At 65.0% G+C, this 26,610-nt stretch carries 17 protein-coding genes; 3 read left to right on the top strand and 14 right to left on the bottom strand.

Going from position 1 to position 26,610, the window contains the following annotated elements; translation table 11 throughout:
* Positions 1-40: 40 nt before the first annotated feature.
* The 10 genes from RD110_RS18985 to RD110_RS18940 form a co-directional block, all read right to left on the bottom strand.
* Positions 41-514, bottom strand: coding sequence for a hypothetical protein (locus RD110_RS18985; RefSeq protein ID WP_157900251.1), 474 nt, complete (start codon positions 512-514; stop codon positions 41-43).
* A gap of 119 nt (positions 515-633) precedes the next feature.
* Complete coding sequence (locus RD110_RS18980) at positions 634-1,119, bottom strand: type IV pilin protein (RefSeq protein WP_076201097.1); 486 nt, start codon at positions 1,117-1,119, stop codon at positions 634-636.
* Entirely contained in the window at positions 1,116-6,134 is a 5,019-nt protein-coding gene (locus RD110_RS18975; RefSeq protein ID WP_076201095.1) for a pilus assembly protein, read from the bottom strand. Before RD110_RS18975 ends, RD110_RS18980 begins: the two co-directional genes overlap by 4 nt.
* Before the next feature lie 44 nt (positions 6,135-6,178).
* A complete protein-coding gene (locus RD110_RS18970) occupies positions 6,179-6,892 on the bottom strand; it encodes a pilus assembly PilX family protein (RefSeq protein ID WP_076201093.1) in 714 nt (237 codons plus the stop codon).
* A complete protein-coding gene (locus tag RD110_RS18965; RefSeq protein ID WP_076201092.1) occupies positions 6,892-7,971 on the bottom strand; it encodes a PilW family protein in 1,080 nt (359 codons plus the stop codon). Before RD110_RS18965 ends, RD110_RS18970 begins: the two co-directional genes overlap by 1 nt.
* Positions 7,968-8,672, bottom strand: a complete 705-nt coding sequence (gene pilV, locus RD110_RS18960; RefSeq protein WP_076201090.1) for a type IV pilus modification protein PilV — start codon at positions 8,670-8,672, stop codon at positions 7,968-7,970. The genes RD110_RS18965 and pilV overlap by 4 nt, the downstream gene beginning before the upstream one ends.
* A gap of 8 nt (positions 8,673-8,680) precedes the next feature.
* Positions 8,681-9,283 (bottom strand): GspH/FimT family pseudopilin, encoded by a 603-nt coding sequence (locus tag RD110_RS18955; protein ID WP_076201089.1) that lies wholly within the window; start codon positions 9,281-9,283, stop codon positions 8,681-8,683.
* Positions 9,284-9,366: 83 nt separating this feature from the next.
* Positions 9,367-9,810 carry a transcriptional regulator NrdR gene (gene nrdR / locus RD110_RS18950; protein WP_076201087.1) on the bottom strand — a complete coding sequence of 148 codons (444 nt, stop codon included), beginning with the start codon at positions 9,808-9,810 and terminating at the stop codon, positions 9,367-9,369.
* 36 nt (positions 9,811-9,846) lie between these two features.
* A complete protein-coding gene (glyA, locus tag RD110_RS18945) occupies positions 9,847-11,091 on the bottom strand; it encodes a serine hydroxymethyltransferase (RefSeq protein WP_076201086.1) in 1,245 nt (414 codons plus the stop codon).
* Positions 11,092-11,379: 288 nt separating this feature from the next.
* Positions 11,380-12,216, bottom strand: a complete 837-nt coding sequence (locus RD110_RS18940) for a lytic transglycosylase domain-containing protein (RefSeq protein ID WP_076201084.1) — start codon at positions 12,214-12,216, stop codon at positions 11,380-11,382.
* 973 nt (positions 12,217-13,189) lie between these two features.
* On the opposite strand from RD110_RS18940, the gene RD110_RS18935 reads away from it, so the two are divergent.
* Both RD110_RS18935 and RD110_RS18930 read left to right on the top strand, forming a co-directional pair.
* Positions 13,190-17,206, top strand: coding sequence for a DUF748 domain-containing protein (locus RD110_RS18935; protein WP_076201083.1), 4,017 nt, complete (start codon positions 13,190-13,192; stop codon positions 17,204-17,206).
* Between the two features lie 189 nt (positions 17,207-17,395).
* A complete protein-coding gene (locus RD110_RS18930) occupies positions 17,396-20,218 on the top strand; it encodes a DUF349 domain-containing protein (RefSeq protein ID WP_076201081.1) in 2,823 nt (940 codons plus the stop codon).
* A gap of 202 nt (positions 20,219-20,420) precedes the next feature.
* Here the strand turns inward: RD110_RS18930 and RD110_RS18925 are convergent, their stop codons facing one another.
* Positions 20,421-22,433, bottom strand: coding sequence for a 3'-5' exonuclease (locus RD110_RS18925; RefSeq protein ID WP_076201080.1), 2,013 nt, complete (start codon positions 22,431-22,433; stop codon positions 20,421-20,423).
* A 311-nt stretch (positions 22,434-22,744) separates the two neighbouring features.
* On the opposite strand from RD110_RS18925, the gene gcvA reads away from it, so the two are divergent.
* The gene (gene gcvA / locus RD110_RS18920; protein ID WP_076201078.1) at positions 22,745-23,755 is read left to right on the top strand and encodes a transcriptional regulator GcvA; all 1,011 of its coding nucleotides are present in this window, start codon (positions 22,745-22,747) and stop codon (positions 23,753-23,755) included.
* A gap of 34 nt (positions 23,756-23,789) precedes the next feature.
* Here gcvA and efp read toward each other — a convergent pair whose 3' ends face one another.
* The 3 genes from efp to RD110_RS18905 all read right to left on the bottom strand — a co-directional run bounded on the left by efp (position 23,790) and on the right by RD110_RS18905 (position 26,547).
* The gene (efp, locus tag RD110_RS18915) at positions 23,790-24,344 is read right to left on the bottom strand and encodes an elongation factor P (RefSeq protein WP_076201076.1); all 555 of its coding nucleotides are present in this window, start codon (positions 24,342-24,344) and stop codon (positions 23,790-23,792) included.
* 160 nt (positions 24,345-24,504) lie between these two features.
* Positions 24,505-25,635, bottom strand: a complete 1,131-nt coding sequence (gene earP / locus RD110_RS18910) for an elongation factor P maturation arginine rhamnosyltransferase EarP (protein ID WP_076201075.1) — start codon at positions 25,633-25,635, stop codon at positions 24,505-24,507.
* Positions 25,636-25,638: 3 nt separating this feature from the next.
* On the bottom strand, positions 25,639-26,547 hold the full coding sequence (locus tag RD110_RS18905; protein WP_076205280.1) for a LysR family transcriptional regulator: 909 nt from the start codon (positions 26,545-26,547) through the stop codon (positions 25,639-25,641).
* Positions 26,548-26,610: the final 63 nt, after the last annotated feature.

Genomic DNA, 26,610 nt, shown 5'->3' with positions numbered 1-26,610 from the left:
CAACGAACCGAAGCGGAAAGGCGAATGGTACCGCGGTGGGTCATCGTGTCAGAACGATCTCCAACTGGCGAACACTCGGTACGGGCAGGTGGTTGAGGAAGGCCGGCTGGATCAGCGTCTCGGGTAGGCGGGCCAGGGCACGCCGGGCCAATGTTTCGTCATCGTCTTGCACGCCGGAGAGCGCCCAGTGGTCGATCACCCCGGTTGCCGAAATCCATAACTTCAGCACCACGCGCAAGGACTTGCCTCGCGGCAGGACCTCGGTGTCGATCATCCAGTCACCGAGCGGTTCGGCCGGCTGGTCGACCGCATCGAATGGCAGGTAACCGATGGGCTCCGGCACGGCGCTCGGCTTGTCCGGCTTGATGTACGCCGATTGCGGCTTGGGTGTGGGTGGCGTGTCGGTAGCCGTGGGAATGCTTGGTTGCGCCTGCTGCACGATCGGCGCCTCCCCTGAAATCACATCGGATGCTGAACGAGACTCTGGCAGCACCACCGCCTCGATGTAGACCACGGCGTTGCTTGCCAGCCGTGGAGACGGTTCCGACCAGGCCCAGACCAGGGCGACTGCGTGCAGTCCAAGCGCCAAGCCAACGCCCCACCAGCGCTCGCGTCGGTACACGGGCCTCGCGCCTACTTCCAACAGTAGGTGATGGCGTTGGCGGTGGAGCTTCCAAACTTGGCCGAGCTGTAGTTCACCACGCTGCGCCGGCCCAGATGATCGACAGTCATGTCGCCGCAGCGATCTGTTGCCATCGCGGTGCCCGACTTGCGGGTGGCCGTGATGGTGTAGGTGTCGCGCGTCGGCGCGCTCACGGCGATGGTGTAGAGCGGCGCACCTTGGCCGGGGGCAGGGGAGGTGCTGAAGCGGGATGGAAACAGTGCGCTGTCGTCCACAGCCGTTCCCGCGCTGTTCTTGTCATAACGGTAGTTCTCCGTGTAGAACCGCTCCATCCACTGTTGGCCGGCCAACAGAATGGTCTGCGCTTCCGTTCGCCGGCTTCGCGCGATCTGTTCGGTGAAAGACGGGTAGGCGATGGCCGCCAGAATGCCCACCACCGCCACGGTGATCATCAGCTCCATCAGGGTGAAACCCCGCTGGGCTTGCTGCTTTTTCATTTGTCGGTCCTCAGTCCTGGAATCTCACGCCACTGCACGCGGCCGAGGGGGTTGTAGCACAGGTTGCGCGAGCCGCCCGAGCCGCCGATGGTTTTGCAGATGCTATCGGGAGAAGGGGGTACCGTCTTGCCATTGACGCAGTTTGATCCCGTTGTGCAGTTCTTGACCGCGTAGGGATCGGATGTCTTGTTCGTCACGACAAACCATTTCTGGTCAGAAGCCGAAATGCCCACATTGAAAGTACCGTTGCTGGCCACATCAAGGGCCTTGCGCGTGGCGATGCCGGCGATTGGGTCGATGATGTAGAGCGTCGAGTTGGGCGTGTCGTAGCAGTTCTCGGTCGTGGTCTTCGGCCGGATGGTCTGGAACAGCAGGAAATTGGCGACCAGTTCCGGACTGGTGTTCAGGGCTTCCGAGGTGCCGGGCAGATTGATGTACCAGCCGTCCTTGCTGGTCCAGTCGATGCCGTTGTAGGTCGATACCCCCCCGGTGGTGGTGTCTGCCGTTGCCGTGACCGTGCCCGTGGCGGTGTTGAGAACATAGTTGCGCTGCACCAGCCGGCTCATGTCGGCGGGAATCATCGGGCCGGTGCCGGTGGTGGTCGTTGCGAAAGAGGGCCGGTCCCAGACGCCGTAGAAGCGCTGCTGCACGCCTGGCTTGGGAAAGTCGCCGGCCTCGAAGGAGTTGCCGGTGCCGAAGTTGATGATCAGACCATCGAAGGCCGGGTAGACATATTCCGGCGCGTTCGTGATCGGCAGCGGCGTGACCGTGGTGGTGTTGCCTGAGGTGACGCTTTGCTGCGCGGTGAACAGCGGGCGGTTGACGGCATTGTTGCCGGAGCCCGAGGTATAGGCCACCTTCCAGTTGGTGGCGGTGGTGCTGCTGATGTCGAACTTCCACAGGTTGCCCTTCAGGTCGCCGGCGTAGACCACGTCGGCCGTGCCGTCGTTGTTGCGGTCGACCCAGGACGGCGTCATCAGCCCGTTGTCGGAGCCGGCGTCGGCAACGATCTTGGTGTACTGGCCCGTCCAACTGGTCGTGATGCTGTTCGACGTGGGGCCGTCCACATACAGGAGGAAGAGCACGGCCTTGCCGCTCAGCGACTTGTAGCCGTTGCCCAGGATGATGGCGAACTTGCCGTTGTTGAGCCTCACCACGGGGCTCGCCTGGGCGGTGTTCGCGTTCTTGCGCACCTCACTCACGATGTAGCCGAGGTCGTTGTCGTCGTCCGACGTGAACTGCCACTTGAAGATCGAACCGGGGTTGCTCTCGCCGCTGGCCAGGGTAGCGACACTGGTCACGTCGAGCGCGAAGACGCCGCGGCCGCCGCGCCCGAGCGAGCCGAACAGATAGGTCTTCCAGGTGCCGCTCTCCACATTGTTGCTGTCGGTGCTGATGTTGACCTTGACGTCCGCGGTGTAGGCGCTGCCATCGACATACGGCCACACCGTGCTGTCTGGCTGGGTCTCGGCCGAATCCAGCGTGAAGTTCGCGTTGTTCAGCCGGGTACGGCTCACCGTACCGCGCTGCAGGGGAATCTCGGCCAGCCGGTTGGCGAGCGCGCCAGGAATGTAGGCAAACAATTCCTTGCCGGCCGAGGGACAGGTGGCCGAACCCGATTTGTCTTCAGCGCAGAACGCATGCAGCATGCCATCGTTGGCGCCGACCCACAGTAATTTTTCGCGAGACGCCTGTGCAGTGACAAAGGCGCCATAACCCTTGAATTGGGATTCAAGGTAGGTAGCCGAGGGTGGACCTTGTACCCACGGGCCGGAGTTGACGATCGGGCCCAGCATCGTGGTGTCGCCGCGCTCCCGCAGGCCGGTCGACGCGTTTTCCAGGGACTGGTCGCCACGGATGTAGTTGAGCGCAATCTCGGCGTTGGCGGCGCTCAATTTGTTGGTGCTGGCCGTGGTCATCATTGCCTTGTAGTCCGTCGACAGGCTGGCCCAGCGAAAAGCCATCGCCGTGGCGGGCACGGTGCTGGACTGGTAATTGGTAATGATCTGGCGCGAGGCACCCTTGTCGCCCGGCGTATTGCCCACGCCGCTCGTTCTGGCGCGCAATAGCACACCCGCAGACCATGTAGGACTCGCAAGGTAGGTGCCATCGTCCTGCGCCTTGAATGCATCGAGGTCTCCGGTCACGGTGGTGGAGTCGAACCTCGCCACATATTTGAAACTGCCAACTGTCAATTCGCCCGACGAGGTGATGGGTGCGGCGTTGGATGTCTTTGCAAGGCTGTCCAGCGCCTTGCGAAGCTGCTGCTCGAGCAATTCCGGCCGGCGGGCGAGGAAATAACCATCGGGGACGCCATCGGCGCCGACGGTGCCGTCGGTCTTGTATTTGTCCCACGAGGCGACATTGGGTGGCAGCGTCAGGTCGGTGAAGGTGCCGTCGGCATTCTTGGTGCTCGAATCGAAATCGCCGTACTTGGCGGCGTAGTACATGGGATCCTTGATCAGTGCATCGCTTTCACCCACCATGTGGAACGTGGTCGACACGGGGAAGTCCACGTTCTTGACCGTGCAGTAGTTGACCAGGGTAGGAATTCCGGGGTCGCCGGTGGTTCCGTCTCCCGTGACGTTGCAGACCGTGTTGGCATAGGTGCCGGTGAACAACGTGCTGGTTTGGGCACGGTAAGTGGCATCGCCGCATAGGTATTCCGAAGTCGGCGGCATGCCTGACAAAACCCCGCTGCTGTAGTGCTGGTGCGTCAGGTAGCGCCCGTTGCCGGAGCTTCCGGTCATCGTCTGAACGCCGATCACGCTGAACCCATGGGTGCCGGCACCGCCACCGCAGACGCCGGGGATGTCGGTGGTGATCTTGACGTCCCAACCCGAAGGGCTGGAGCTGTTGGCGATCAGGTCATAGCGCAGGAACCCGGTGATGTCCATGTCGTAGTCGCCACCCATCAGGATGTCGTTCCAGGTCACGATGAACGCACCGTAGGTGCTGCTGGAACTGATGGATGCAAAGGTCAGCGGCGCGCTCACCTTGCCGCCCGCCTGGACGCTTTCCGGCGTGATGTAGACGTATTTGGTGGGTGAGGTGCCTGGTACAGGGATGTCGATCCGAGGCGAGCCTCCGGTCAGCGAAGCCGCGAGCGTCTTGACCTTGAGCGCGTTCTGAACGTATTTGAGGTCGGCCGGTGGCGTGGCAATCGTTCGAATCTTCGATGTGTTGCCGTACAGCGCCGCGCCCGCGATCTGGTAGGTGCCGCCCATGGCAGGCGCTTCAGGGCAGATGCCGGACACATTGGAAAGATTGCCTACGGTCTTGGCCGAGCAGGAGTCGCCATATCCGCCCGTCACCGAGCCAATCGAACGCAGCGAGTTGTTGATCCCCTCCGCCGTGCCGACGGCATTGGTGTAGCTGGCCAGGTCGCCGGTTCGGTTCGGCAGCGTCGTGAAGGGTGTGTCGGCCTGTCCATCGAAACTGGTTGCACTGCTGGAGAGCAGCAAGGTATTCAACGGGCGGCAAACCGAGTTGCCGTAGAGCGCGGCGCGTGTTGCATTGCTGGTCGACAGAGGGTCCGTCCATGCCCGTACCGGCGCGCCTCTTGCGGTGTCCTTCGACGTCGAAGAGGGATTGGACGGCGTTGGCGCCGTCCCGTTATAGGCGTAATACTGGAGGGCCTGCACCAGCATCTCGCCGATGGGATTTCCCCACGACGACAGGGATCCCTCCGAAACCGTGCTGGGAACGCCCGAGGTCGCATACGAGTTGTTGTTGCGGTCGTTCAGGATGATGGCATCAAAGGCCTTGATCGCGCCTTGGCCGGTGGTCCGTCCGTCTGGAGATGCCAGCGTCGTGGCGCATCCCGACGAGGCGCTGTGGCAGAAAACACCTGTCGTCGCATTGATTTCATCCGCGAAATCGCCCATGTTCTTGCGCAATGCGCCGGCGGTGTAGTTCAAGTCGTAGCTGCCGGTGATTACGCCGAATTCGGCGCGTGCTGCGCCATTGGCGTTGGGATAGCCGAATTCCTGGAACAGGCCATAAGGCTTGTAGTTCGTGAGCGAGTTGGCGGGAAAAGCCTGGCAGCGCTCTTCGCCCAGAAAGTTCGGGTCGCACACCTTGACGCGCACGGTCAACTCCGGGCCGATGTTGCTGTCGTACGTGGCGCCGTCCGTGGATTGGCTGGGAATCGTCAACTCGTGCGCGATGCCGCCGCCGCCTTTGTCCGCATCCTTGTAGTACCTGGCCAGCTTGGGGCCGAAGGTACCGGAGCTGTAGTTTTCACGCCAGCGGCACACCTGCACTTCCACCGTGGCCCAGAAACGGACGTTGCCCTTGACCATGCGCATCACGGGCGCGTTGGGCGAGGCTGTCGTGCTGTCGGCCGAACCGGTGTTGCAGATGCTCAGGCCGGCGTAGACGTTGGCATTGCTGCCGGTGGTCTTGGTCAGGGCCGCGGTCGTGAATGGCGTGTAGTCGCGGATGTCCGTGCCGCGGTAGTACTTGACGAAGGAGTGCGCGTCGTAGTTGAGCTTGGCGCGTTCCAGCACGGTGCTGCCATTGGCATCGGTGCTGCGCGTGCCGCCATAGAGCATCTTGCGCACGACATCCAGCCGCGTCATGGACGACCAGTTCAGAAAGTTGCCGCTCCAGTAGCTTTGCGTCGAAGGGCAGGTGTAGCGGGTCGTGGTGGTGGTACCCACCGTGGCCGTGACAACGGTGGCCAAGGCCGCCGGTTCGAACTGGCCGTTGGCCGTGCTGTAGGCGTAGCACTTGGTGGCATCGAAATAGCCGTAGTACTTGAATGTGGGGATGAAAGTGGTGTCGATGACGCCGTCGCCGTCCACGTCTTCGAAGTCCGTGTAGATGGGGCCGAACAAGGTATGGTCCTTGGAGGCCGCGAGCACCAGCATCGGCTTGTTGGATGTCGTGGTGATGTTGGGCGGAATGGCCTGGCGGGGGGTCGACACCTCGGTCGGCGTGGCCTTGGCGGACAGCCCGCTCAGAAGCGCCAGTGCCAGAAGCAGCGGCCTTGCGAAGGATGTGATGGTCATGTTGGAGCTCCGAAGGGATCTGGCGTGCCGCGGACTTCTGGCGATCACTCAGGCAAAAAGATGGATTGCAGCACCACTTGCGTGCGCAGGCTGTAGCCGAAGCCGCGGGCGGTGATCCGGTAGACCGGCATTTCCTTGCGCCCCGGAATCGAGCGGCGGAAATACTCGATGAGGTATTCGGGCTGCGCGGCAACGCCCCTGATGGCGGGCGCACCGGTGAAAGTGCCTAGGGGCACGCCGCCAGTAAAACCGCAATTGCTGCTCCCTGTGGGGGGGACGCGAATCGGTTTTGTATTGGTGGAGGCCGATGGATCATTGACATCGTTCCACAACCCGCCTTTGCCGATCGGCCACCACGGTTCCGAGTTGACCGTGGAGCCAGCGGTCGCATTGGCCCACTGCGAAGTGCCATAGTCGCTGTCCGGCCGGTAACACAGGCCCCCCTGGCAGGAGGGGTTGAATTTGACGGGCAATATTGCCCCACCCCGGCTGCAAGAGAAATTGGCCAGCGGTGTCACGTTCTTCAGATCGCGCTCGGCGTCGCGAAGCGCCGATTCGGCCGCCTGCCGGGCTACTTCCAGATCCTGTTGATTGCGCGCCATGCCTTCGCCCAGCATGGCCTGCCGGGCCGCCCAGACGGTGAGCCCGGTGATCGCCACCAGGAACAGCAACACCATGATCAACGCCACCCCACTTTGCTTCACAGCCTGGTTGTTTGACGGCGCGACGAAGTTGTCCAATGAAGAAGGGGCGCGCATCAGTACACCACGCTCATGCGGTTACGCAGCACGAAGGTCTGCTCGAATTTCCTGCGCAAACTACTGTCCGAAGCCCCTTGAGTTTGCGTCGCGCCCTTGCAATCCACATAACTGCGTTCTGCGCCAGCCTTGTCTGCAATCTTTGGATTCGCACCCTGGCTTTTCACCATGATGCAGACGCGGACCGCCGATACGCGTGACCAGGCAGGCGTCGATACGACAAACATGCCGTTGTCGACATTCACGGCGGCAAGAGCGCTCACTTCCGTGGCGGTGTAGAACTTCTCCGGGGTTCTTGAACCCGAGTCTGCCGAGACCGCAAAGACACCGTAGGTGAACTGCATGTCTTCGATGCCGGGCAGCAGCGGCTGGTAGATGTTCGTGGGTGTTGTTGCACCATTTCCGTTGCACGACAAGCTGAACGTCGACACCGCCTGTTTTTCGATCTCGGTTTGGGTAGCGGTGATGGCAAAACGGTTGGAAACAAACAAAGGTTGTAGCGGAGGCGCCTCGATGTTGGTCGTATTCAGTCGATTGGTGTTGCTCGGATCATTGGCGACGTCGGCGCCAGTGCAATCAGTGCGGTCTCCCACTCCTGCACCCAGTTTGTCATTGGTGAAATAGTTGATGACGATGGAATCTGGCGCCGTATCGCTTGACGCGGGGCATGTTCCCGTAGCGGGCAGATACGTCCCGCCATTGCATCCGAATAGACCCGACAGGTAAATGCCTGGGGTTGCGGTGGTCGGGGGTGTCCAATCGGTAGCTTGGGCGGCATTTTCAGCCAGTTTGGTGGGCGGGTAATAGCTGAGCTTGGGATAGCCCTCTGCGGCCGTCAGCACCCGCGAAGTGTTGGCCGGGTAATAGCCGGCCTTCATGATCTCCTGCCCGATCAGTTGCATCGCGAACGTGCCCGTGTCGACGTTGCTGCTGTTGCGTTCGACGGCGCGCTGCGTCTCGCGCGTGCCGAGATACACGTAGGCCGCTGCGGCGACCAGGAACATGGTGATGGCCATGGTGACCATCAACTCGATCAGGCTCACGCCGCGCTGGCGATGAAAAAGTTTGCGCTGGTTCATGGCATGAAGGAAAAGCGGGCGCAGCGCACCCCGGCTGGCACACTGGCGGCTGGCGGGCAGCAGGTTTGCTGCGCCAGACCGGTTTCGGTGTTGTTGGTACTGCAATTGGCCGAGGTAACCAGGGACACCTGGGTGGCACTCGTGCGGTCGTCGGTCCTGGCGGTCTTGTCGGTGTTTTCCTTGTCCATCCACATCATCGTGACGTCGATGCCGGTACTGCGATTGCCCGCGATGAACACCGCGCCTTGCGGAAGGTTTTCGCGCACGCGTTTGCGCCAGGTCAGCATGTCGTAGTCAGCACGCTGGCTTGGCGAGCAGGTCGACGAGGCATCGCATGCCGTCGAGACCAATTGGTTGTCCTGGACCCCCTGTTGCACCGCCCAGGTCGCCTGGTAGGTGTACTTGGAACTGTCGATGTCGGACGAACCGATATCGGGCGACGTCTGGCCGGTGAGCCAGTTCGGCCCGGCCATCGTCGGATTGAGCCGCACGCGATCGGTGAAGTCCGAATACAGGACGGCGATGGCGGAGCGCACACCGCTGCCCATTTTGTACTTCGTCGTGACCACCTGAAGGCCGGCAATGCCCAGAAGTCCGACGGACAGCACGATGACTGCAATCAGCACTTCAACCAGGGTCACGCCACGAGAATTCCATGCGGCGGGGTGTCGGACGCGCTGATGTGCTGGAATGTTATTCATCACGGAATTCAGTAGGTGCAGGTTGATGTCACGGGAATCGACCTGCTTCGGCCCATGGTGTCCAAGCAGATGTTGAATCCATATTTCAACTCGAGTTGGGTGTCGGTATAAGTAAGATCAAATCTGTCTGCCGTGCTCAAACCCACATTGCCGCGGGCGTTGAACATCATTTTTCTCGTTGAACTCTGGGCCATGAGAGCGTAGTCCGGATTGCCCGCGCGACGGACAAGAATCATGTCGGCCGCGGCCACGGCTTTCGTGCTGGCATTTTTTCCGTAATCGACATCGCACGACGGATTCATAAAAACAATCCATCCGACCTGCCAGTCCTGGCCAGACTGCTTGCAGAACGGAACGGCCGCGTCGACCGTGTTGCTCATGCACATCGTGGCGCAGATGTTCTTGCTCACCGCCTCGTTGCGAGCGCGCAGGAGGCTGCCCTGAAACTCGTTGCCGATACTTGAAAAGGCGTTCCGGACAAAAAACCCCCGCAAGGACGGAACAGCCAGTGCGCCAAGAATCGCCACGACGGAAACAGTAACCATCAGCTCAATCAGCGTGAAGCCGAGGCGGTGCTTCCGAAGATAAGGGGAGAGGGCAACGGGGCGCATGCTGCGATTGTGTCCAACGCCGGGACAACAATCGATTCCGCTGGTCGCGCCGCACAGACCGCTGGTCTGGTCTATTCTCGCTCTCAAATATCCTGAATCAACCGGCTGAATTCATCCACATCTTCAAAGCTGCGATACACCGAAGCAAAGCGCACATACGCCACCTTGTCCAGCTTCTTGAGCTCGCGCATCACCAGTTCGCCCAATTTGGCGGTGGTGATCTCCTTGGTGCCGCTGGTCAGCAGCTTGCGCTCGATGCGTTCGAGCGCGGCGTCGACCTGTTCCACGGCGACGGGGCGTTTGCGCAGCGCCAGGCGCATCGAGGCCTGAACCTTGCCCAGGTCGAAGTCGGCGCGGCTGCCGTCCTTCTTGACCACGCTGGGCATGGCCACCTCGGCACGTTCGTAGGTCGTGAAGCGTTGCTCGCAGCCGCCGCAGCGGCGGCGGCGGCGGATCAAATCGCCGTCCTCAGACTCGCGCGTCTCCACGACCTGGGTTTCGCCGTGACCGCAAAAAGGGCATTTCATGGCTGCAGGTTGCGGAGGCTGCGCAAGGCGGACGGATCAGCGATAGACCGGGAAACGCGCGGTCAGCGCGTTGACCTTGGCGCGCACGGCGGCGATGTTGGCTTCGTCGCGCGGGTTGTCGAGCACGTCGGCGATCAGGTTGGCCGTGATGCGGGCTTCCTCATCCTTGAAACCGCGGGTGGTCATGGCTGGCGTGCCGATGCGCACGCCGCTGGTGACCATCGGCTTTTCCGGGTCGTTCGGGATGGCGTTCTTGTTGATCGTCATGTGCGCGCTGCCCAGTACGGCTTCGGCTTCCTTGCCGGTGATGCCCTTGGCGCGCAGGTCGACCAGCATCACGTGTGACTCGGTGCCGCCGCTGACGATGCGCAGGCCGCGCGCCGTCAGGGTTTCGGCGACGATCTTGGCGTTCTTCACCACCTGTTGCTGGTAAGCCTTGAACTCGGGCGCCATGGCTTCCTTGAACGCCACCGCTTTGGCGGCGATCACATGCATCAGCGGGCCGCCTTGCAGGCCGGGGAAAATCGCGCTGTTGATGGCCTTTTCATGCTCCGCCTTCATCAGGATGATGCCGCCACGCGGGCCGCGCAGGCTCTTGTGCGTGGTGGAGGTGACGACGTCGGCATGCGGCACTGGGTTGGGGTACACGCCCGCGGCCACCAGGCCGGCGTAGTGGGCGATGTCGACCATGAAGATCGCGCCGACGGCCTTGGCCACCTTGGCGAAGCGTTCGAAGTCGATGCGCAGGCTGTAGGCCGAGGCACCGGCGATGATCAGCTTGGGCTTGGTTTCGTGCGCCTTGCGCTCCATCGCGTCGTAGTCGATCTCTTCCTTGTCGTTCAGGCCGTAGCTCACCACGTTGAACCACTTGCCGCTCATGTTCAGCGCCATGCCGTGGGTCAGGTGGCCGCCTTCGGCCAGGCTCATGCCCATGATGGTGTCGCCGGGCTTCAGGAAGGCCAGGAACACGGCTTCATTGGCCGACGCGCCGCAATGCGGCTGCACGTTGGCGGCTTCGGCGCCAAAAATCTGCTTGATGCGGTCGATGGCCAGCTGTTCGGCCACGTCCACGTATTCGCAGCCGCCGTAGTAGCGGCGGCCGGGGTAGCCTTCAGCGTATTTGTTGGTGAGCTGCGAACCCTGTGCAGCCATCACGGCCGGCGAGGCGTAGTTTTCGCTCGCGATCAGCTCGATGTGGTGTTCCTGGCGCGCGTTTTCCTTCTGGATGGCCTGGAAGATTTCCGGGTCGGCTTGCTCGATCAGAATGTTGCGGTCGTACATGGCAGTCCTTGCAGTTGGTGCATATGGCGGACCCTCGCCGCGATGCCGCGAAACGAGGGGTGCTGCCCAGGCGAACGGCTGATCACTCGTCTGCTGGCTGTGCCATGCGGTGCGGGTGGTACGCTTCCCAGTGGTTGCCCGGAGGGCGTCTTGCCGGTGTTGTGCCGGAAGGCGGCTGCGGTGGTCCACGTCAGCCCGAGCGCCCGGTTGCGTCAACCAGGGTCAGGCCTATCGCCAGTCGCGTACCCCGCTAGTGTAGCCGAGGCCGGCCCTGCTCGGCTCGAAGGCTTAGTACAGCCCGGCGACCTTCTCGTCCTGCGTCGGTGCCGGCTTGGCCGGGGCCACCACGGGGATCGGGCCGACAGCCTGGGCCGGTGCGGGTCGCGGCGTGGCAATCGATGCGCTGCGGCCGTTGGCCACCTGCTGCAGGCGGACGTGTTCGGCAATCACCTTGCCGGCATAACCGCCATCGTCCTCGATGTTGGCCGCGCCGACGTAATAGCGCAGGCCGCCTTCGATCGAGCCGGCGCGGGAGATGCATTCCTGCAGCACCTTGACGCCCACGCGCAGATTCGTCATCGGGTCGAACGCCGCCAGGTGGCCGCCCACGTTTTCGTACTTGTCGGTGTGGACCTTGGTCATCACCTGCATCAGGCCCTGGGCGCCCACCGAGCTCTGGGCGAACGGGTTGAAGCCGGATTCGATGGCCATCACGGCCAGGATCAGCGTCGGGTCGAGCTTGGCGCGGCGGCCAATGTCGTAGGCCTCGGCCACCAGCGCGCTCAGCGGCTCTGGTGCCACGCGGTATTTCTTGCTGAGCCAGTAGGCCACGGCCGCCTGCTGCTTGGGCAGATCCTTCGGATCGCTGGCCATCGGACGGTCGACGACTTCGACTTCCGCCTCGGGTTGCGGGCCGAGCATCTCGACGCGGCGTTCCTGCAGCCAGGCCATGAGCTTGACTTCTCCTGCTTCGCGCAGGTCCGGGCGGGCGGTCATGGTGATCACGGCAAAGGCCACGATCAGGCCCAAGAGCGCGAATCCGTTGTGGGTGATTTCAAAAAAGCCCTGGGCAATGTCCGATGCAACGGTACGCATGCCCTGGCCCATCTTCTTTAACGCTGTCATAGCACTTCCTCATCTCGCGCGGTTCCCGACCACGGCTCACAGGGGAGCTGCGGCATCGGTGGAAACTTCGAATGGTTGGTACGCCATCAGGATCCTGCGGTGTCTTCAAGACTTTCACAGCGATCTGACTTAGCCGGGGTCGGCAGCGGTCGGGGTCTCCAAGGGGGGTGGGGGGAAACGGGCGGATTCTATGGGGACTTCAAATATCGAGTCAAGAATATCAAATTAAATTTATATCTCTATAAATTGTTAAAAAAGCTGTATTTAAACACAGATTTACAATTTACCGGCCCCGCCAAGCGTGGGTGTCAGACGCCTTCGACAAGGCGTCTGGAGCGCCGCCGTGCTACTGAAATGAAAGCAGCGGGCGAGCGGAATCGCGTGTTTTCCGCTGTATACATAAAAATGAACAGAAATTGTCTGTCGTGAAGAAGCGGGCTTCCAACATCCGTGCGCCGCGAGGCGTATGAACAGGATTTGTAACTGGCCCGTTTCGCCATGACTTTTGGACATCGGCCGACCAACGGTCGTTGTGTAGGAATGGTCCGACAGTTGCAGGCAGCGGGCAGTTGATCGGCCGTTTTCCGGAGATTTGTCAATACAAACGGACCAATGATGGCCTCTCCAACGATTGAAAAGTCTGTTTTGAATTCGTCCGCGCAGTGGACTAGAGTGAAGACGTCTGCAACGGCAGACACCCAACCGGTAGGAGCCAGCAGCCATCTGACACCAAGCGATGATGGCGCGAAGCAGCCCCGGTCCACCATGGGGGCAATCTCTTGCCTCCGCCGCAACCAGGGACATCACTCTCCCTGTTGCGAACCCAGGCGACACGGACCTTAGTTCAGTCGCCCAGCCCGGCGGCAAGGGTCATTCCTGCCGTCCGGGCTTTTCATTTGGGCGCCCGGATTTTTGAACCCGCGCTTACATCCGATGCTTCTGGACAGTCCGATCTGCGATCAAAATCGGGCGCATGAAATTCGATCTGATCTCGCGGCACAAATGGCTGCGGCGCGTGTTGTGGTGTGTCGTGGGCCTGCTGGTGCTGTGGGCCCTGGGCTGGCTGGCCTTGCCGCCCTTGTTGCGCAGCCAGGCCGAACGCATCGGCAGCGAGCAACTGGGGCGCAAGCTCAGCATCGGCCGCATCGGTTTCGAGCCCTGGAGTCTTGAGCTCGTGGTCGACGAGCTGGCCATCGCCGGCGACCCGGCCACCCCCGCAGCGCCGCCCCAGTTGCAGATCAAGCGTATCTATATAGATGCAGCGCTCATTTCCCTGGCGCGGCTGGCGCCGGTGGTGGATGCGATCTCGATCGAGGAGCCCAAACTGCGCCTGACGCGGCTTGGCGCAGGACGCTACGACATCGACGACATCCTCGCGCGCCTTGGGGCGCCAAGCGGCAAGCCACCCGGCGAGCCGATGCACTTCGCGCTGTACAACGTGGAACTCAAGGGCGGCACCATCGAATTCAACGACGAGGCCTTGGCCCACAGGACGCACAAGCTCGACAACATGCACCTGGCCGTACCTTTCCTGAGCAACCTCGACTCCCAGCGCGAGATCAAGGTGGAGCCGCACCTGGCCTTCGAATTCAACGGCAGCCGCTTCGATTCCGCCGCGCAGACCACGCCGTTCTCGGCTTCGCGCAAGACAGACGCCAGCTTCAAGCTCGCCAATTTCGACCTCGCGCCCTACCTGGGCTATCTGCCCGACAACCTGCCGTTGAAGCTGCAGGGCGGCGCGCTGCAGGCCGATCTGCGGCTGCAGTTCGAGCAGCAGCCCAAGCTGTCGGTGCGGCTCAGCGGGGTGGTGCAGGCCGAACACGTGAAGGCGGCCGACGCGCGCGGCGGCGACGCCGTGGCATTCGATGCGCTCAAGGTGGTGCTCGACGACGTGCGCCCGCTCGAGCAGATCGTGAAACTGTCGGCGGTGGAGCTCAGCGCGCCGCAGATCGCAGTGCACCGGGATGCGGCTGGCCGGCTGAACCTGATCGGCCCGGCCAGCCTGCCATCGGCGTCCGCCGCGCCCGAGAAAGCAGCGCCTTCCACCAGTTCTGCCAGTGCCGCCAGCGCCGCCAGCGCCGCCAGCGCCCCGGCCGCGAAGGATGCGCCGGCCTGGCACCTGGAACTGGCCCGACTCAGTCTCAAGGGCGGCGCGGTGCGCTGGACCGACGAGATGGCGCTGCTGCAGGCCAAGTCGGCCACGGTGGCGCTGCGCGATGTCGGCCTCGAGGCGACCGAGATCAACTGGCCGTTCGCCAGCGACACGCCGCCGCTGCAATTCGAGGGCTCGGCCGCGCTCGATCCGGCCACGGCGGTGGTCGCGCCTGTGGCCCGGGCGGATGCCGGCGCGGGCAAGAAGGCCACCGGCAAAGCGTCCGCGTCTCCGGTGCCGATACCGCTCGGTCCGATCACCTTCAAAGGCTCGGCCACCGACAAGGCCGCCAGCCTGCATGCCACGGCGGGCGGCGTGCCGCTGTCGCTGGCCGCGCCGTACCTCGCTTCCTTCCTCGAGCCGCGGCTCGATGGCCAACTCAGTGCCGAGGTCGACGTCGACTGGCAGGCGCCCGACCTGTTGAAGATCGACGCGCGGCAGCTGTCGCTCGACGGATTGGCGTTGACGGGCGCGGCGGCTGCGACTGGCAAGCGCAGCGCGGCGGCGTCGGCAGCCACCACGGCCAGCAGTCTCGCCAGCATCCAGAAGCTGCAGATCACCGGCGCGGACGTCGACCTGGCACAGCGCAGCGTGAAGCTGGGGCGTATTGCGGTCACCCGGCCCGTGGCCCGGTTGGAGCGCGGCAGCGACCAGCGGTGGATGTATGAAGCCTGGCTCAAGACACCGCCCGCCGCAGAAGCGTCACCGGGCAAGTCCGCCCCAGCCACCGCCGCGGGCGGCAGTTCACCTTGGCGCGTGGCGATCGCGGACCTCGCGGTCGAAGGGGGGAGCATCGCCATGCTCGACCAGGCGCCCGCGAGGCCGGTGTCATTCGAGTTGACCGGCCTGGAGGTGCAGATGAAGAACATCGCGCCCGGCAGCGCCACGCCGTCGCCGCTCACCGTGGCCGCACGCATCGCCGCGGGCCGCACGGAGCCGGGCCGCCTGTCCTACCGCGGCACGTTGACCCTGCAGCCGCTGGCGACGCAGGGTCAGGTCGACATCGCGCAGTTTCCGCTGCATGCCTTCGAGCCGTACTTCGGCGGCGCCCTGAACATCGACTTGGTGCGTGCCGACACCAGCTTCAAGGGCCAGTTGCACTTTGCCCAGGCGGCGGCCGGCCCGACGCTCAAGCTCACCGGCGACACCACACTGGAGGAATTCCGTGCCAACAGTGCCGCCAGCGTGCCGACCGCGGCTGCACCGGCCTCGTCGGCGGCATCGGGCAAGGGGGCCTCGGCCCGTGGCCCGGCCCCCGCCCCAACGCCTGAGGAGCCGGCGGCGGCTGCCGTGGCCGCACGCGGTCGCGAACTGCTGAGCTGGAAGGTGCTGAACCTGCGCGGCCTCGACGTGGCCATGGCGCCGGGCAAACCCACGGCGGTCGAAGTCAAGGAAACCGCGCTCACCGATTTCTACGCACGGGTGATCGTCAACGAGAACGGCCGCATCAACCTGCAGGACCTGGTGAAGTCTTCCGATCCGGCGAGCACGCCGGCGGCCGCGGCGGGGACGCCCGCGGCAAGCGCCCCGGCCCGGGCCGTCACGTCACCGGCCGCTTCGGCATCCGCCCCGTCGGTGGCACGTGCCGAGTCCGGCCCGGCGGCCGTGGTGCGCTTCGGCCCGATCAGCCTGGTCAATGGCCGCGTGTTGTTCTCCGACCGGTTCGTCAAGCCCAACTACACGGCCAACCTCAGCGAACTCACCGGCAAGCTCAGCGCCTTTTCCAGCGTGCAGCCCGAAGGCGCGCCGCAACTGGCCGACCTGGAACTGCGCGGCCGCGCCGAGGGCACGGCGTCGCTCGACATCCAGGGCAAGCTCAACCCGCTGGCCAAGCCGCTGGCGCTGGACATCGTCGGCAAGGTGCGCGACCTGGAGTTGCCGCCGCTGTCGCCGTACACCGTCAAATATGTGGGCCACGGCATCGAACGCGGCAAGATGAGCGTGGATGTGCACTACGTGGTCCAGCCCGACGGCCAGCTCACCGCCACCAACAGCATCGTGCTGAACCAGCTCACCTTCGGCGAGCCCGTGGCCGGCGCGCCCACCAGCCTGCCGGTGAAACTCGCCGTGGCCCTGCTGGCCGACCGCAACGGCGTGATCGACCTGAACCTGCCGCTGAGCGGCTCGCTCAACGATCCGCAGTTCCGCATCGGGCCGGTGATCTGGAAGATCCTCGGCAACCTGATCGTCAAGGCCGTCACCGCACCGTTCAGCCTGCTGGCCAATGCGTTCGGCGGCGGAGGCCAGGAATTGAGCGAGGTCGCCTTTGCCCCGGGCAGCGCGCAACTTTCGGCCGAGGCGCAGCAAGGGCTCGACAAGGTGGCCAAGGCCTTGACCGACCGGCCGGCGCTCAAGATGACGGTGGTCGGCACCTCGAGCCTGGAGATCGAGCGCGAAGCCTACAAGCGGCAGCGCCTGCAGCGCATGGTCAGCGCCGAGAAGCGCCGCAACAGCGTGGTGGCGGGCAATGCCGGCAGCGCATCGACCGCGTCCACGTCTGCCGCGTCGGACGGCACGGCCGATATCACCGTCAGCGATGCCGAATATCCCGAGCTGCTCAAGGCCGTGTACAAGCGCGCGGATTTCCCCAAGCCACGCAACCTGATCGGCCTGGCCAAGGACCTGCCGGTGAAGGAAATGGAAGACCTGCTGCTGGCCAACCTGCAGGTGTCCGAGCAGCAGATGCACCAGCTCGCGGTACAGCGCGGCGTGGTGGTGCGCGACTACCTGGCGGCGCAGAAGCTGCCGCTGGAGCGCCTCTTTCTCGGTGCGCCGAAGGACGTCGGCGGCGACACCAAATGGACGCCGCGCGCCGACTTGAGCCTGGCCACACCCTAGTGTGAACACCCGTACTGCGGGGCCATTTTGAAGCTCCGGCAAAAAGCGGCGAAAATAGCCGTTTAGCCCCCAACTGGACGCATGCGCCTTGCGGGGCCGGCGGCCATGGAGGCCGCTTGTTTTTGTCGATGTATTTTCCCCTGGCGGCGCCTGCCGCCTCGCCTCCCGGCTTACCCAGAGACTGATTGCATGTTCGGCTTTTCCGTACCCAAATCCACGCCCGCAACCCCAGCAGAAAAAACCGTGACCACGCCCACCAAATCCCAGGAACCGCATCCGCTCGACGCATTGACCGGCGGCGCCTTCTCCGCGCAGACCGCCGGCGAACGTGCGCAGCGCATCCGCGACTGGCTCGCGGGCAACCCGTCGGCCGAGCAGATCCAGCAGGTGTTCACCGAGATCAGCGTGCGCGATCGCGGCGCGGCCAAGCCGCTGCGTGAAAAGCTGGACGAGCTCAAGCGCGCCAAGGGCCAGGAAGTGCTGGCCGCCGAATGGGCGCGCAAGGCCTCGGCCCTGCTGGAACTGCCCAAGCTCAACATGGCTGACGCGATGGCCTGGCAGCGCGATGCGGCCAAGGCCGGTGCGCCGCTGAGCAAGGAACCTTTGGCTTCGTTGAAGGTGCAACTCGCCGACCGCGTCAAGGGCATCGAAGACCTGCAGCACCGCGTGCAGGTGCAGCGCGAGGCCGCGGTGTTGCTGGCCCAGCGCATCGAGGTCCTGTCGACCAAGCCCTGGCGCGACGCCCAGGCCGCGCTCGAAGTGCTGCGCAGCGACGTGAGCCACTGGCAGGAGCAGGCCGGCGCGCTGGCCGTGGACGCCAACTGGGCCAGCGTGGATCCGAAGTTCCCGACGATGCTCGATGCCTCGCGTGGCCAGTTGCTGGTCGTCTGGGAAGCCTTCCAGGGCGCGCTCGCGCTGACCGTCACGGCCGCGGAAGACAACAACGCGCCGCTGCCGCCTGTGACCGTCTGGGCCGATGAGTTGCGCGTGGTGCGCGGCGTGCCCGCCGAAGCGGAAGCCAAGCCCGCACAGAACCAGCGCGCGCCGCGTGCGCCTGTCGACCCGGCCCAGCGCGAAGCCGCCAACAAGGCCGTGCAGGACGCGCTCACCAAGGTTGAGCAGGAAGTCGCCGAAGGCCACGGCAAGGCCAGCGCCGGCGCCGCCGCCGCGCTGCGCAATGCGCTCAAGGAACACAACAAGCTCGTCGACGAAAAGCTGAGCAATGCCGCGCAGGCCGCGCTCGCCGCCGCCGGTGAGCTCGAAGGCTGGCAGCGCTGGCGCGCGGACCAGTTGCGCGAAGAACTGCTGATCAAGGCCGAAGGCCTGCTCAAGCGCCCCGAAGGCCATGCGCTCGGTGGCCGCAAGATGCAGGAAACCCTGCGCACCATGCGCGAGCAGTGGAAGCAGACCGACCAGGGTGGCGTGCCCAACCATGCGCTGTGGAAGCGTTTCGACGACGCCTGCAACGAAGCCCACAAGGTGGTCGAGGCCTGGCTCGAGAAGGTCAAGGCCGAATCCGCCGAGCACAAGGCCCAGCGCCTGGCACTGATCGAGGAGGTGAAAGCCTGGGCGGCCGAGAACACCACCGCCAAGGATGGCGACTGGAAGGGCTTCAACCGCGTGCTGCACCAGTTCGGCGACCGCTGGCGCGAAGCCGGCCACCTCGGCGAAAAAGCCTTCGCCGAGATGCAGCCGCTGTGGAAAGAGGCCATCGGCCTGGCCGCCGCGCCGCTGGAAAACCTGCAGAAGCAAAGCGTCGAGCGCCGCCAGGCCATGATCGAGGAGGCCAAGGTGCTCGGCGCTGCGCCGGTCCTGCGCATCGACGCCGTGAAGGCATTGCAGCAACGCTGGCAGGCCGAGGCGCAAGGTGTGCCGATGGACCGCAAGTTCGAGCAGAAGCTGTGGGACGCGTTCCGCAAACCGATCGACGACGCCTTCAACCGCAAGACCGAAGAGCGCGAGAAGGCCGCAAGCGCCCTGAGTGACCGCGACCGCATCGTGCTCGAAGCCGCCAAGGCCCTCGAAGCCGCCAATGCCACCGGTGACGCCGGCAAGATCCGCGCCGCGATGAACGGCCTCGACGCCGCGCTGCGCGGCCAGGCCCAGGCCCAGGCCGTGGTGAACGCCGACAAGGCCGATGCCGCAGCCCAATCCGCGGCCCAGGCCGAATCGCAGGCCGCCGCGCCAGCCGCTGAAATTTCTGAGGAAAATCAGCCCGCAGCGCCCGCCGAATCTGCGCAGTCTGCTTCTGAAAACGTAGCACAGGCCGTTGTGGCGGCGGAAGCCCCGGCGCCTGTGGAGCCACCGAAACCCGCGCGCAAGCCGGTGGTGGCGATGCGCGGCGACGACCGCCCGGGCATGAAGAAGACCGAGCCCGCAGCCGCGGGCCGCGGCGGCAAGTTCGGCGACCGCAAGGACGGCCCGCGCGGCGCGCCGCGTCCCGGCGACAACAAGTTCGAGCCGATCCGCAGCGACCGTCCTTCGCGCGACGGCCGCGACGGTGGTGGCCGCTTCGGCGACCGCCCGGCCTTCGAAGACCGCGGCCCGCGCCTGGGCGACGTGGCCTTCCGCGCCCAGCGCGAAGCCCTGGAGCACGCGCAGCTGGCGTTGAAGAAGCTGGCCGCACAGGCCCATGGCGAAGTCCTGACCGAACTGCTGGCCGCCTGGGAGAAGCGCGACGTGGAACAGTTGCCGACCGTGCAGGCCCTGGGCCACGGCGTCACGCCCGCCACGCGCAGCGCCTGGTCGCAAAGCCTGGCCGCAGCACCGAAGGCCGACGACAAGGCCACGGCCGAAGCCCTGTTGCGCCTGGAAATTGCCGCCGAAGCGCCGACGCCGGCCGAACACGTGAGCGCGCGCCGGATGCTGCAGTTGCAACTGCTCACCCGCCGCAACGATCCTTCCCCCGCGCAGACCTGGGCGCAGGACGCGGCCAAGGTCTGGGCCAGCAGCTTCGACGCCGGCAACGCGCGGCGCATGCAGAACGTGCTGAAGGTGTTGTTGAAGAAGTGAAGGTATGAATAAACCTACTGCGCGCCCCGATCCTGCACCTGCGGTCCTCGCAGTACATTTGTACAGCTCCGGTCCTCGGCACAGCCTCGGGGCGCTCGCTACGGTTTCTTCACACCTTCACGTTTCAATGCTGGGATTTCAACGGACTTACGCCCGACGGCCGTGCTGAAGGGTCGTCCGTCTTTCGCTTGATAAAGGCTCCTCAGGGGGCCTTTTTGCCGGGCGCCTTCTTCTCGATCCGCCCCATGAATTCGCTCGGCCGCTCGGCACTGGCGTGGAGCGTCAGGAAGCGCCGCGCACGCGTGATGCCGACGTAGAGCGTGTTCAGCTCTTCCTGGGCGTCCGCATGCGGCGCGGGGAATTCGCCCTGGGCGAGATAGGGCAGCGACACGCAGTCGAACTCCAGGCCCTTCACGCTGGCGATGCTCGCGAGCACGAGGCTGGCGGCCTTCGCGTTCTTGCTCTCGCGTTGCTTCTGTTCGGCGGCGTTCAGGTGCTGGAAGAACTGTGTGGGGCTGGCGAAACGCTCCGCCGCGCGGGCCAGCCAGGCCAGGTTGGCCGCGGCCTCAATCCGGCGCTGGTGCGACACCAGCACGTTGTTGACCAGCGCCTGGATCTGCAGTGCGGCCAGCAGCGCCTGCAGCAGGCCCGGGCCGCTGTGGCTGCGCGCAACCTGCACCGCCGCGGCGAGGCGTTGGCGCGTGGCGGGCTCGGCGTTGCGCAGGATCTGGTTCTCGAAGAACGAGGTGAGGAACAGCGGGTTGTCGGTCACGCTGCGGATCGCGTCGTCCAGCAGATCCTGCTGCGATTCGCGTTCGCGGCCCTCGACCTGGATGCGCGAAGCCGAGAAGAACATCAGCGCGCGCATGACCTCGCGGCGCGTGGCTTCCACGGCCACGCTGCTCAGGTCGTCGGCGGCCACGGCCAGCAGGCCGCGCACGAACAGCACCTCGGGCCGCATCACGTAGCTGTCGAAGCCTTGCGTGGTGTAGGGAATGCCGGCCTCGATCAGCGCGTTCTCGATCTCGACCGACTGGTGCGCGTGCCGCAGCAGCACGGCGAATTCGGCCATCTTCGCCTTGGGCCGGGCCTTCCAGGCCTGAGCGGCCTGCACCACCTGCTGTGCGCAGTCGGCGGTGTGTTGGTATCGAACCACCGCGACCTCGGTGTCGTGTGATGCCATCGATGCATACGGCTTGCCGGCAATACGACCGGCAAGGCCGGCCAGCGTGGCGCTGAAGCGGAAACTGTGCGTCAGCGGATAGAACACCGTGTTGTGGGTGTTCTGCGCGGCGAGTTCGGTGCGCATGAAGCGGGCGTCGGCGCCGGCCGCCTTGTGGATCACCTGGTCGATGTCGCCCACGCCGCAGAAGAAGGCGCGGTTGCTGGCCAGCAAGGCCTGGAGCACGGTGAACATGGCCTGGTTCATGTCGTGCATCTCGTCGACGACGATGACGCGGGCGGTCCTGGGCCAGCGCGCATGGTGCCTGAGCGCCTCGCCGGCATGGATCATGCAGGCCAGGTCGTAGGTTGCGTCCTGGCGGCTGCGGAAAGCCGGCTTCTCGGGATTGGCGCGTCGGATCTTCTCGAAGGCCAGGAAGATCCTGAGCTGGGTGTATTCGACGCCGATGGAGGCCGCGTAGTCGGGCGAAACCGTCTGTTCCTCGCGCTGCAGCAGATCGGCCATCGTGCCCTTGAGCACCTCGGCCTGCTGCAGGAAGGCGTCCGTCATGCCGTGGTCGCCCAGCGTGGGCATCAGCAGCTCGGAGCGCCAGCGCGCGCCGGGGTGTTCGGCCACCCAGTCCACCGCCTGCCAGATGAAGGGGCTAAGCTGCTCGGCCTCGGTGTACACCGGCACCGCACCGCCTTCGATCTCGGCCAGCACTTCGGTGCAGAAGTCCTCGAAGGTGGCGATGCGGAACTGCGCCACCACGGCCGCGGCCACGCCGAGCTTGCGCAGCGCCGCCTTCAGCGCCGTGGACGCCGCCTCGGTGTAGGTGAGCGCCAGGATGTTGTCGGGATGCGTATGCCGCGTCCAGGCCTCGGCCATGCGCAGCGCCAGCACCGTGGTCTTGGACGCGCCCGCATTGGCCTCGACGATGGCCATGCGCGCCGGGCTGATCTGGATGGCCAGTTGCTCGGCCGTCGGCACGATGGCCTTGGGCACGAAATGGGCGATGGTCTTGGCGCTGGCGTGGCCGGCTGGGAGGTTCATGAATGCTGTGCGGGCGGTGAGGGCGTGAAGCCGGAGGCGGCAAGGTGAAGGCTTGCATTGTCGGCGCTCGGCGAGGGTCGCAGCCTCGGGATTGCATTCGCCGTGCGAGGCAGCTGCAGAGGTGCCATTGCGTCCGACGGCAGGGCGTCCGGCGCGCACTGGCCAAACGGCGCGTCCAAGGTACTCGCGCCACCCCGGTATATGATGAGTAAATCTATTAGGTTGTGTTGGATCATGCCCGCATCGTAGAAAAGAACGGCCGTGGCGAATATCGACTTATTCTTCGTGAAGCATGAATTAAACTCATGAATATGCGCTCCAGACCCGCGAGCAGTGCGCCGCTCCAGCAGGCGCGCCGCCTACCCTCGCTGAACAACCTGCGCGCCTTCGAGGCCGCGGCACGGCTGCAGAGCGTGACGCGTGCCGCACAGGAACTCAGCGTGACGCAGGGTGCGGTGAGCCACCAGATCAAGGCGCTGGAGGAATGGCTGGGCGTGGCCCTGATGCGGCGCGAAGGCCGACATCTCGCGCTCACGGCGCAGGGCGCGGCCTATCTGCCCGAGCTGAGCAACGCGTTCGACTTGCTGGCGCATGCCACGGGTCGCATCGAACGGCTCACACGGCGCAATGGCACGCTGTCGGTAAATGCCATGCCCACGTTGTCGGCGCAGTGGCTCATCCCGCAGCTCGCGGGCTTCTGCGCAGAGCGGCCGCACACTGATGTGCGCCTGGCCACCACCGTCAGCGTGCTCGATTTCGAGCCCGCGGCTTTCGATGTGTCGGTGCGCTGCCTGTCGGCGAACGAGCTGGCCATGCTGCGCGCACGGCCGAACTGGCGAGGCGTGGTGTTTGGCGGCTTCCTGCCCGATGCGCTCACGCCCGTCTGCAGCCCCCTGCTGCTCGCGCGAACCGGGCCACTGACCGAGCCCGCCGATCTGCGCCGCCACACCTTGCTGGTGAGCCGCTCGGCGCCGCTGGTCTGGCGGGACTGGCTGCGTGGCGCCGGCGTGGCGCCGATGCGCCCCGTGGGCGAGCTGGTGTTCGACCATGCGCACCTCGGTGTGCAGGCCGCGATGCAGGGGCTGGGCGTCGCGCTGGCCAATCCCTACCTGGTGGCGGAATCCTTGGCCAGCGGCCTGCTGGTCACGCCGTTTCCGCAAGTGCGGCTGCACGAGAAAGAGTTTTACTGGATTCTTTCGTCGCAGGCCGCCGATGACGAAGAGGCGCAGGCATTCTGCGACTGGCTGCGGCAGTGCGGTCGCGCAGCCATTGCCAGCAGCGGGAATCCAGAAATTCAAAAGGCTCCCGAAGGAGCCTTTTGAGCTGACGCAGCGCGCTGCCGAAGCAGCGGCAACATCAGACGCGCTTGCGGTATTCGCCGGTGCGGGTGTCGATTTCGACCTTGTCGCCTTGCGCGACGAAGATCGGCACGCCGAATTCGAAGCCGGTAGCGATCTTGGCGGGCTTGAGCACCTTGCCGGACGTGTCGCCCTTGACGGCGGGTTCGGTCCAGGTGATTTCGCGCTGCACGCTGGTGGGCAGTTCGACCGAGATGGCCTTGCCTTCGTAGAACACGACTTCGAGTTCCATGCCGTCTTCGAGGTAGTTCAGCGCGTCGCCCATGTTTTCGGCTTCGACTTCGTACTGGTTGTATTCCGAGTCCATGCAGATGTACATCGGGTCGGCGAAGTAGGAATAGGTGCATTCCTTCTTGTCGAGGATGACCTGGTCGACCTTGTCGTCGGCCTTGAACACCTGTTCGGTGTTGAAGTTGGCGATCAGGCTCTTGAGCTTCATGCGCACGGTGGCCGAGTTGCGGCCGCCGCGGCTGTATTCGGTCTTGAGCACGACCATCGGGTCCTTGCCGTGCATGATCACGTTGCCAGCGCGGATTTCTTGAGCGATTTTCATAGCAGTTTCTAGTGGTTGGGCCGTGCAAGGCTTCGACGCTTCAGGGTCGAGGCATGCGCGCGGCGGTAGGGGAAGGGGTTCGGAGCGGCGCGGGCCGTGTCGGCGTGAAGACACGCAGGCATGGCCAGCGGGGCGGCGAGTTTTCGCAAAGCCTTGAATTTTATCGTTTTTCCAGCACGAATTGAAGCAGGGCGGTGACGAGGTCGGCTTGCGCGCCGAATCCGGCGCCAGCCTCGTGCACGGTCTGCCGCCAACCGGCGAGGTTTTGCGCGATGTCGGGCAGCGCCGCGCCGGCGGCTGGTCCGTTCCACGCATGGTGCGCGGCGCGCAGGCTCGCAGGCGCCTGCAGCCGGTCGAGGAAGGCGTCGAGCTTGGCATGGTGCACGCCATCTTCCTGCGGGTAGATCTGCCAGACGAAGGGCTGGCCGGCCCAGATGGCGCGCACCACCGAGTCTTCCCCGCGCACGAAGTTGAGCGCACAGGCCCACAGCAGGTGGTCGTAGTCGCGCTGCGTCAGCATCGGCAGGTATGAAATCGATAGCTGGCTGCGCCCGTTAATACTGCGGTTGAAGCTGTTTTGATCATCAAGAATCGCCTGGACCGCCGCCGTGGCCCGGCCGCTGGTCACGAGCAAGTGCGTGGGCGTCTCGGCCTCGTCCAGCTGGCGCAGCAGCGCCGCCAGCGCGGCCGGCTCGTAACAGAACAGGGACACCAGCCTGGCGGCGGCTGCGGGGCGGGCGGAGCGGGGCTCCCAGCGCAGCCGTGGCCTCAGTTGCGCCAACCAGCCCGGTGCATCGAAAGCCGCCTGGCGCTGCCGCAGGTCGGGTTCGCGCAGCAGCCCGCCGGTGCGTGGCGTGAAGCCGGGGTAGAAAAACCATTTCATGCCACCGGCGACCGGGGCGCCGCGCGCGGGCGAGGGCAGGGCGTGGCTGCGCTCCACATAGGGCTCGGCCGACAGGTACTCGAGGTTGAGCCAGACCGGGCGGCCGATGCCGGCAGCGATGCGGGATGCGCCGGCCGCGACGAATTCGGCGGGCAGGTCGCAGCCGAAGGTTTCCACCCAGACATCGCTCCCGGGCAGGCCCGACACCAGCGCCACATCGAGCGCCTGTGCCCAGGCCAGCACCTGCACGCCCGCGCAGCCTTCGGGCGCCATCCAGGCGAGCGCGCGGGCGTCGTCGACCCACAGGCGGACCTGCTCGCCGCGGCCCGCGAGATCCGCCGCCAGCCGCCACGCCACGCCGATGTCGCCGAAGTTGTCGATGACCTGGCAGAAGATGTCCCAGCGCATCGCTCAGGCCTCGCCGTGCTGGTGGGCGACGGATGCGCTGAGGTAGTCGACCAGCAGCCGCGCCACGCTGGAGAGCGATTCCAGCGAACGCACGCACAGCGCCAGTTCGCGTTTCGCCCAGGGCTCGGCCAGCGTCACCGCGCGGATCTTCAGCGTGGCGGCGTAGAGCGCGGCGCTGGCACGCGGCATCACGCCGATGCCCAGGCCGGCGGCGACCATCAGGCACAGCGCGTCATAGCCCGTGACCTGCATCCGCAGCTTCAGCGGCAGGCCGGCCTCGGCCGCCGCGCGGATCAACTGGTTGTTGATCGCGCTGCCCGGGTGCATGCCGACGAAATCGTTCGCCAGTGCCTCGGCCAGACGTACGGACTTGCGTCGCGCGAGCGCGTGCGCGGCGGGCACGATCAGCACCAGCTCGTCACCGTGGTAGGGCAGCAGCACCACGTTCTCGCCGTAGCTGCCGCGGTTCAAGATGCCGATGTCGGCCGCGTTCTCGGCCACCGAATGGGCGACCGTGGTGCTGATCTGCTCCTGCAGCCGCACGTCCACCTGCGGGTGCGCGGCCATGAAGCGCTGCAGCTCGGCGGGCAGGAACTGCGTGATCGCCGAGATATTGGCCACCACGCGCACGTGGCCGCGCATGCCCGCGCCGTAGTCGCGCATCTGGCTGGCGATGCCGTCCATGTCGTTGAGCACGCCGCGCGCCAGGTGCAGCAGCGCGAACGCCGCCGCCGTGGGCGTGACCCCCTTGTTGCTGCGCGCGAACAGGTCCACGCGCAGCCCGGCTTCGAGCTCGGACAGCCGCCGGCTCGCGGCCGAGGGCGCGATATGTTCGCGTGCACTTGCGCCGGCGATGGTGCCGTCCTCCATCACCGCCACGAACAGGCGCAGGGACACGGGATCGAGTTTCATGCGGCCATGGTAGCGGTGTTCGTAGCGGTGTTCGTAGCGGTGTTGCCGCTGCCATGCCGGTTT

Source organism: Rhodoferax koreense, assembly GCF_001955695.1.
Classification (GTDB): Bacteria; Pseudomonadota; Gammaproteobacteria; order Burkholderiales; family Burkholderiaceae_C; genus Rhodoferax_B; species Rhodoferax_B koreensis.
This window is presented reverse-complemented; position numbering and strand designations above follow the sequence as displayed.

Bases quoted from the DNA above. Each gene is read 5' to 3' on its own strand.
- RD110_RS18930 (WP_076201081.1), top strand. From the start codon at position 17,396: ATGTTCGGCTTTTCCGTACCCAAATCCACGCCCGCAACCCCAGCAGAA.
- glyA (WP_076201086.1), bottom strand. From the start codon at position 11,091: ATGTACGACCGCAACATTCTGATCGAGCAAGCCGACCCGGAAATCTTC.
- efp (WP_076201076.1), bottom strand. From the start codon at position 24,344: ATGAAAATCGCTCAAGAAATCCGCGCTGGCAACGTGATCATGCACGGC.
- RD110_RS18905 (WP_076205280.1), bottom strand. From the start codon at position 26,547: ATGAAACTCGATCCCGTGTCCCTGCGCCTGTTCGTGGCGGTGATGGAG.
- RD110_RS18965 (WP_076201092.1), bottom strand. From the start codon at position 7,971: ATGAACCAGCGCAAACTTTTTCATCGCCAGCGCGGCGTGAGCCTGATC.
- RD110_RS18955 (WP_076201089.1), bottom strand. From the start codon at position 9,283: ATGCGCCCCGTTGCCCTCTCCCCTTATCTTCGGAAGCACCGCCTCGGC.
- gcvA (WP_076201078.1), top strand. From the start codon at position 22,745: ATGCGCTCCAGACCCGCGAGCAGTGCGCCGCTCCAGCAGGCGCGCCGC.
- RD110_RS18935 (WP_076201083.1), top strand. From the start codon at position 13,190: ATGAAATTCGATCTGATCTCGCGGCACAAATGGCTGCGGCGCGTGTTG.
- RD110_RS18980 (WP_076201097.1), bottom strand. From the start codon at position 1,119: ATGAAAAAGCAGCAAGCCCAGCGGGGTTTCACCCTGATGGAGCTGATG.
- nrdR (WP_076201087.1), bottom strand. From the start codon at position 9,810: ATGAAATGCCCTTTTTGCGGTCACGGCGAAACCCAGGTCGTGGAGACG.
- RD110_RS18970 (WP_076201093.1), bottom strand. From the start codon at position 6,892: ATGCGCGCCCCTTCTTCATTGGACAACTTCGTCGCGCCGTCAAACAAC.
- pilV (WP_076201090.1), bottom strand. From the start codon at position 8,672: ATGAATAACATTCCAGCACATCAGCGCGTCCGACACCCCGCCGCATGG.
- earP (WP_076201075.1), bottom strand. From the start codon at position 25,635: ATGCGCTGGGACATCTTCTGCCAGGTCATCGACAACTTCGGCGACATC.
- RD110_RS18940 (WP_076201084.1), bottom strand. From the start codon at position 12,216: ATGACAGCGTTAAAGAAGATGGGCCAGGGCATGCGTACCGTTGCATCG.
- RD110_RS18925 (WP_076201080.1), bottom strand. From the start codon at position 22,433: ATGAACCTCCCAGCCGGCCACGCCAGCGCCAAGACCATCGCCCATTTC.
- RD110_RS18975 (WP_076201095.1), bottom strand. From the start codon at position 6,134: ATGACCATCACATCCTTCGCAAGGCCGCTGCTTCTGGCACTGGCGCTT.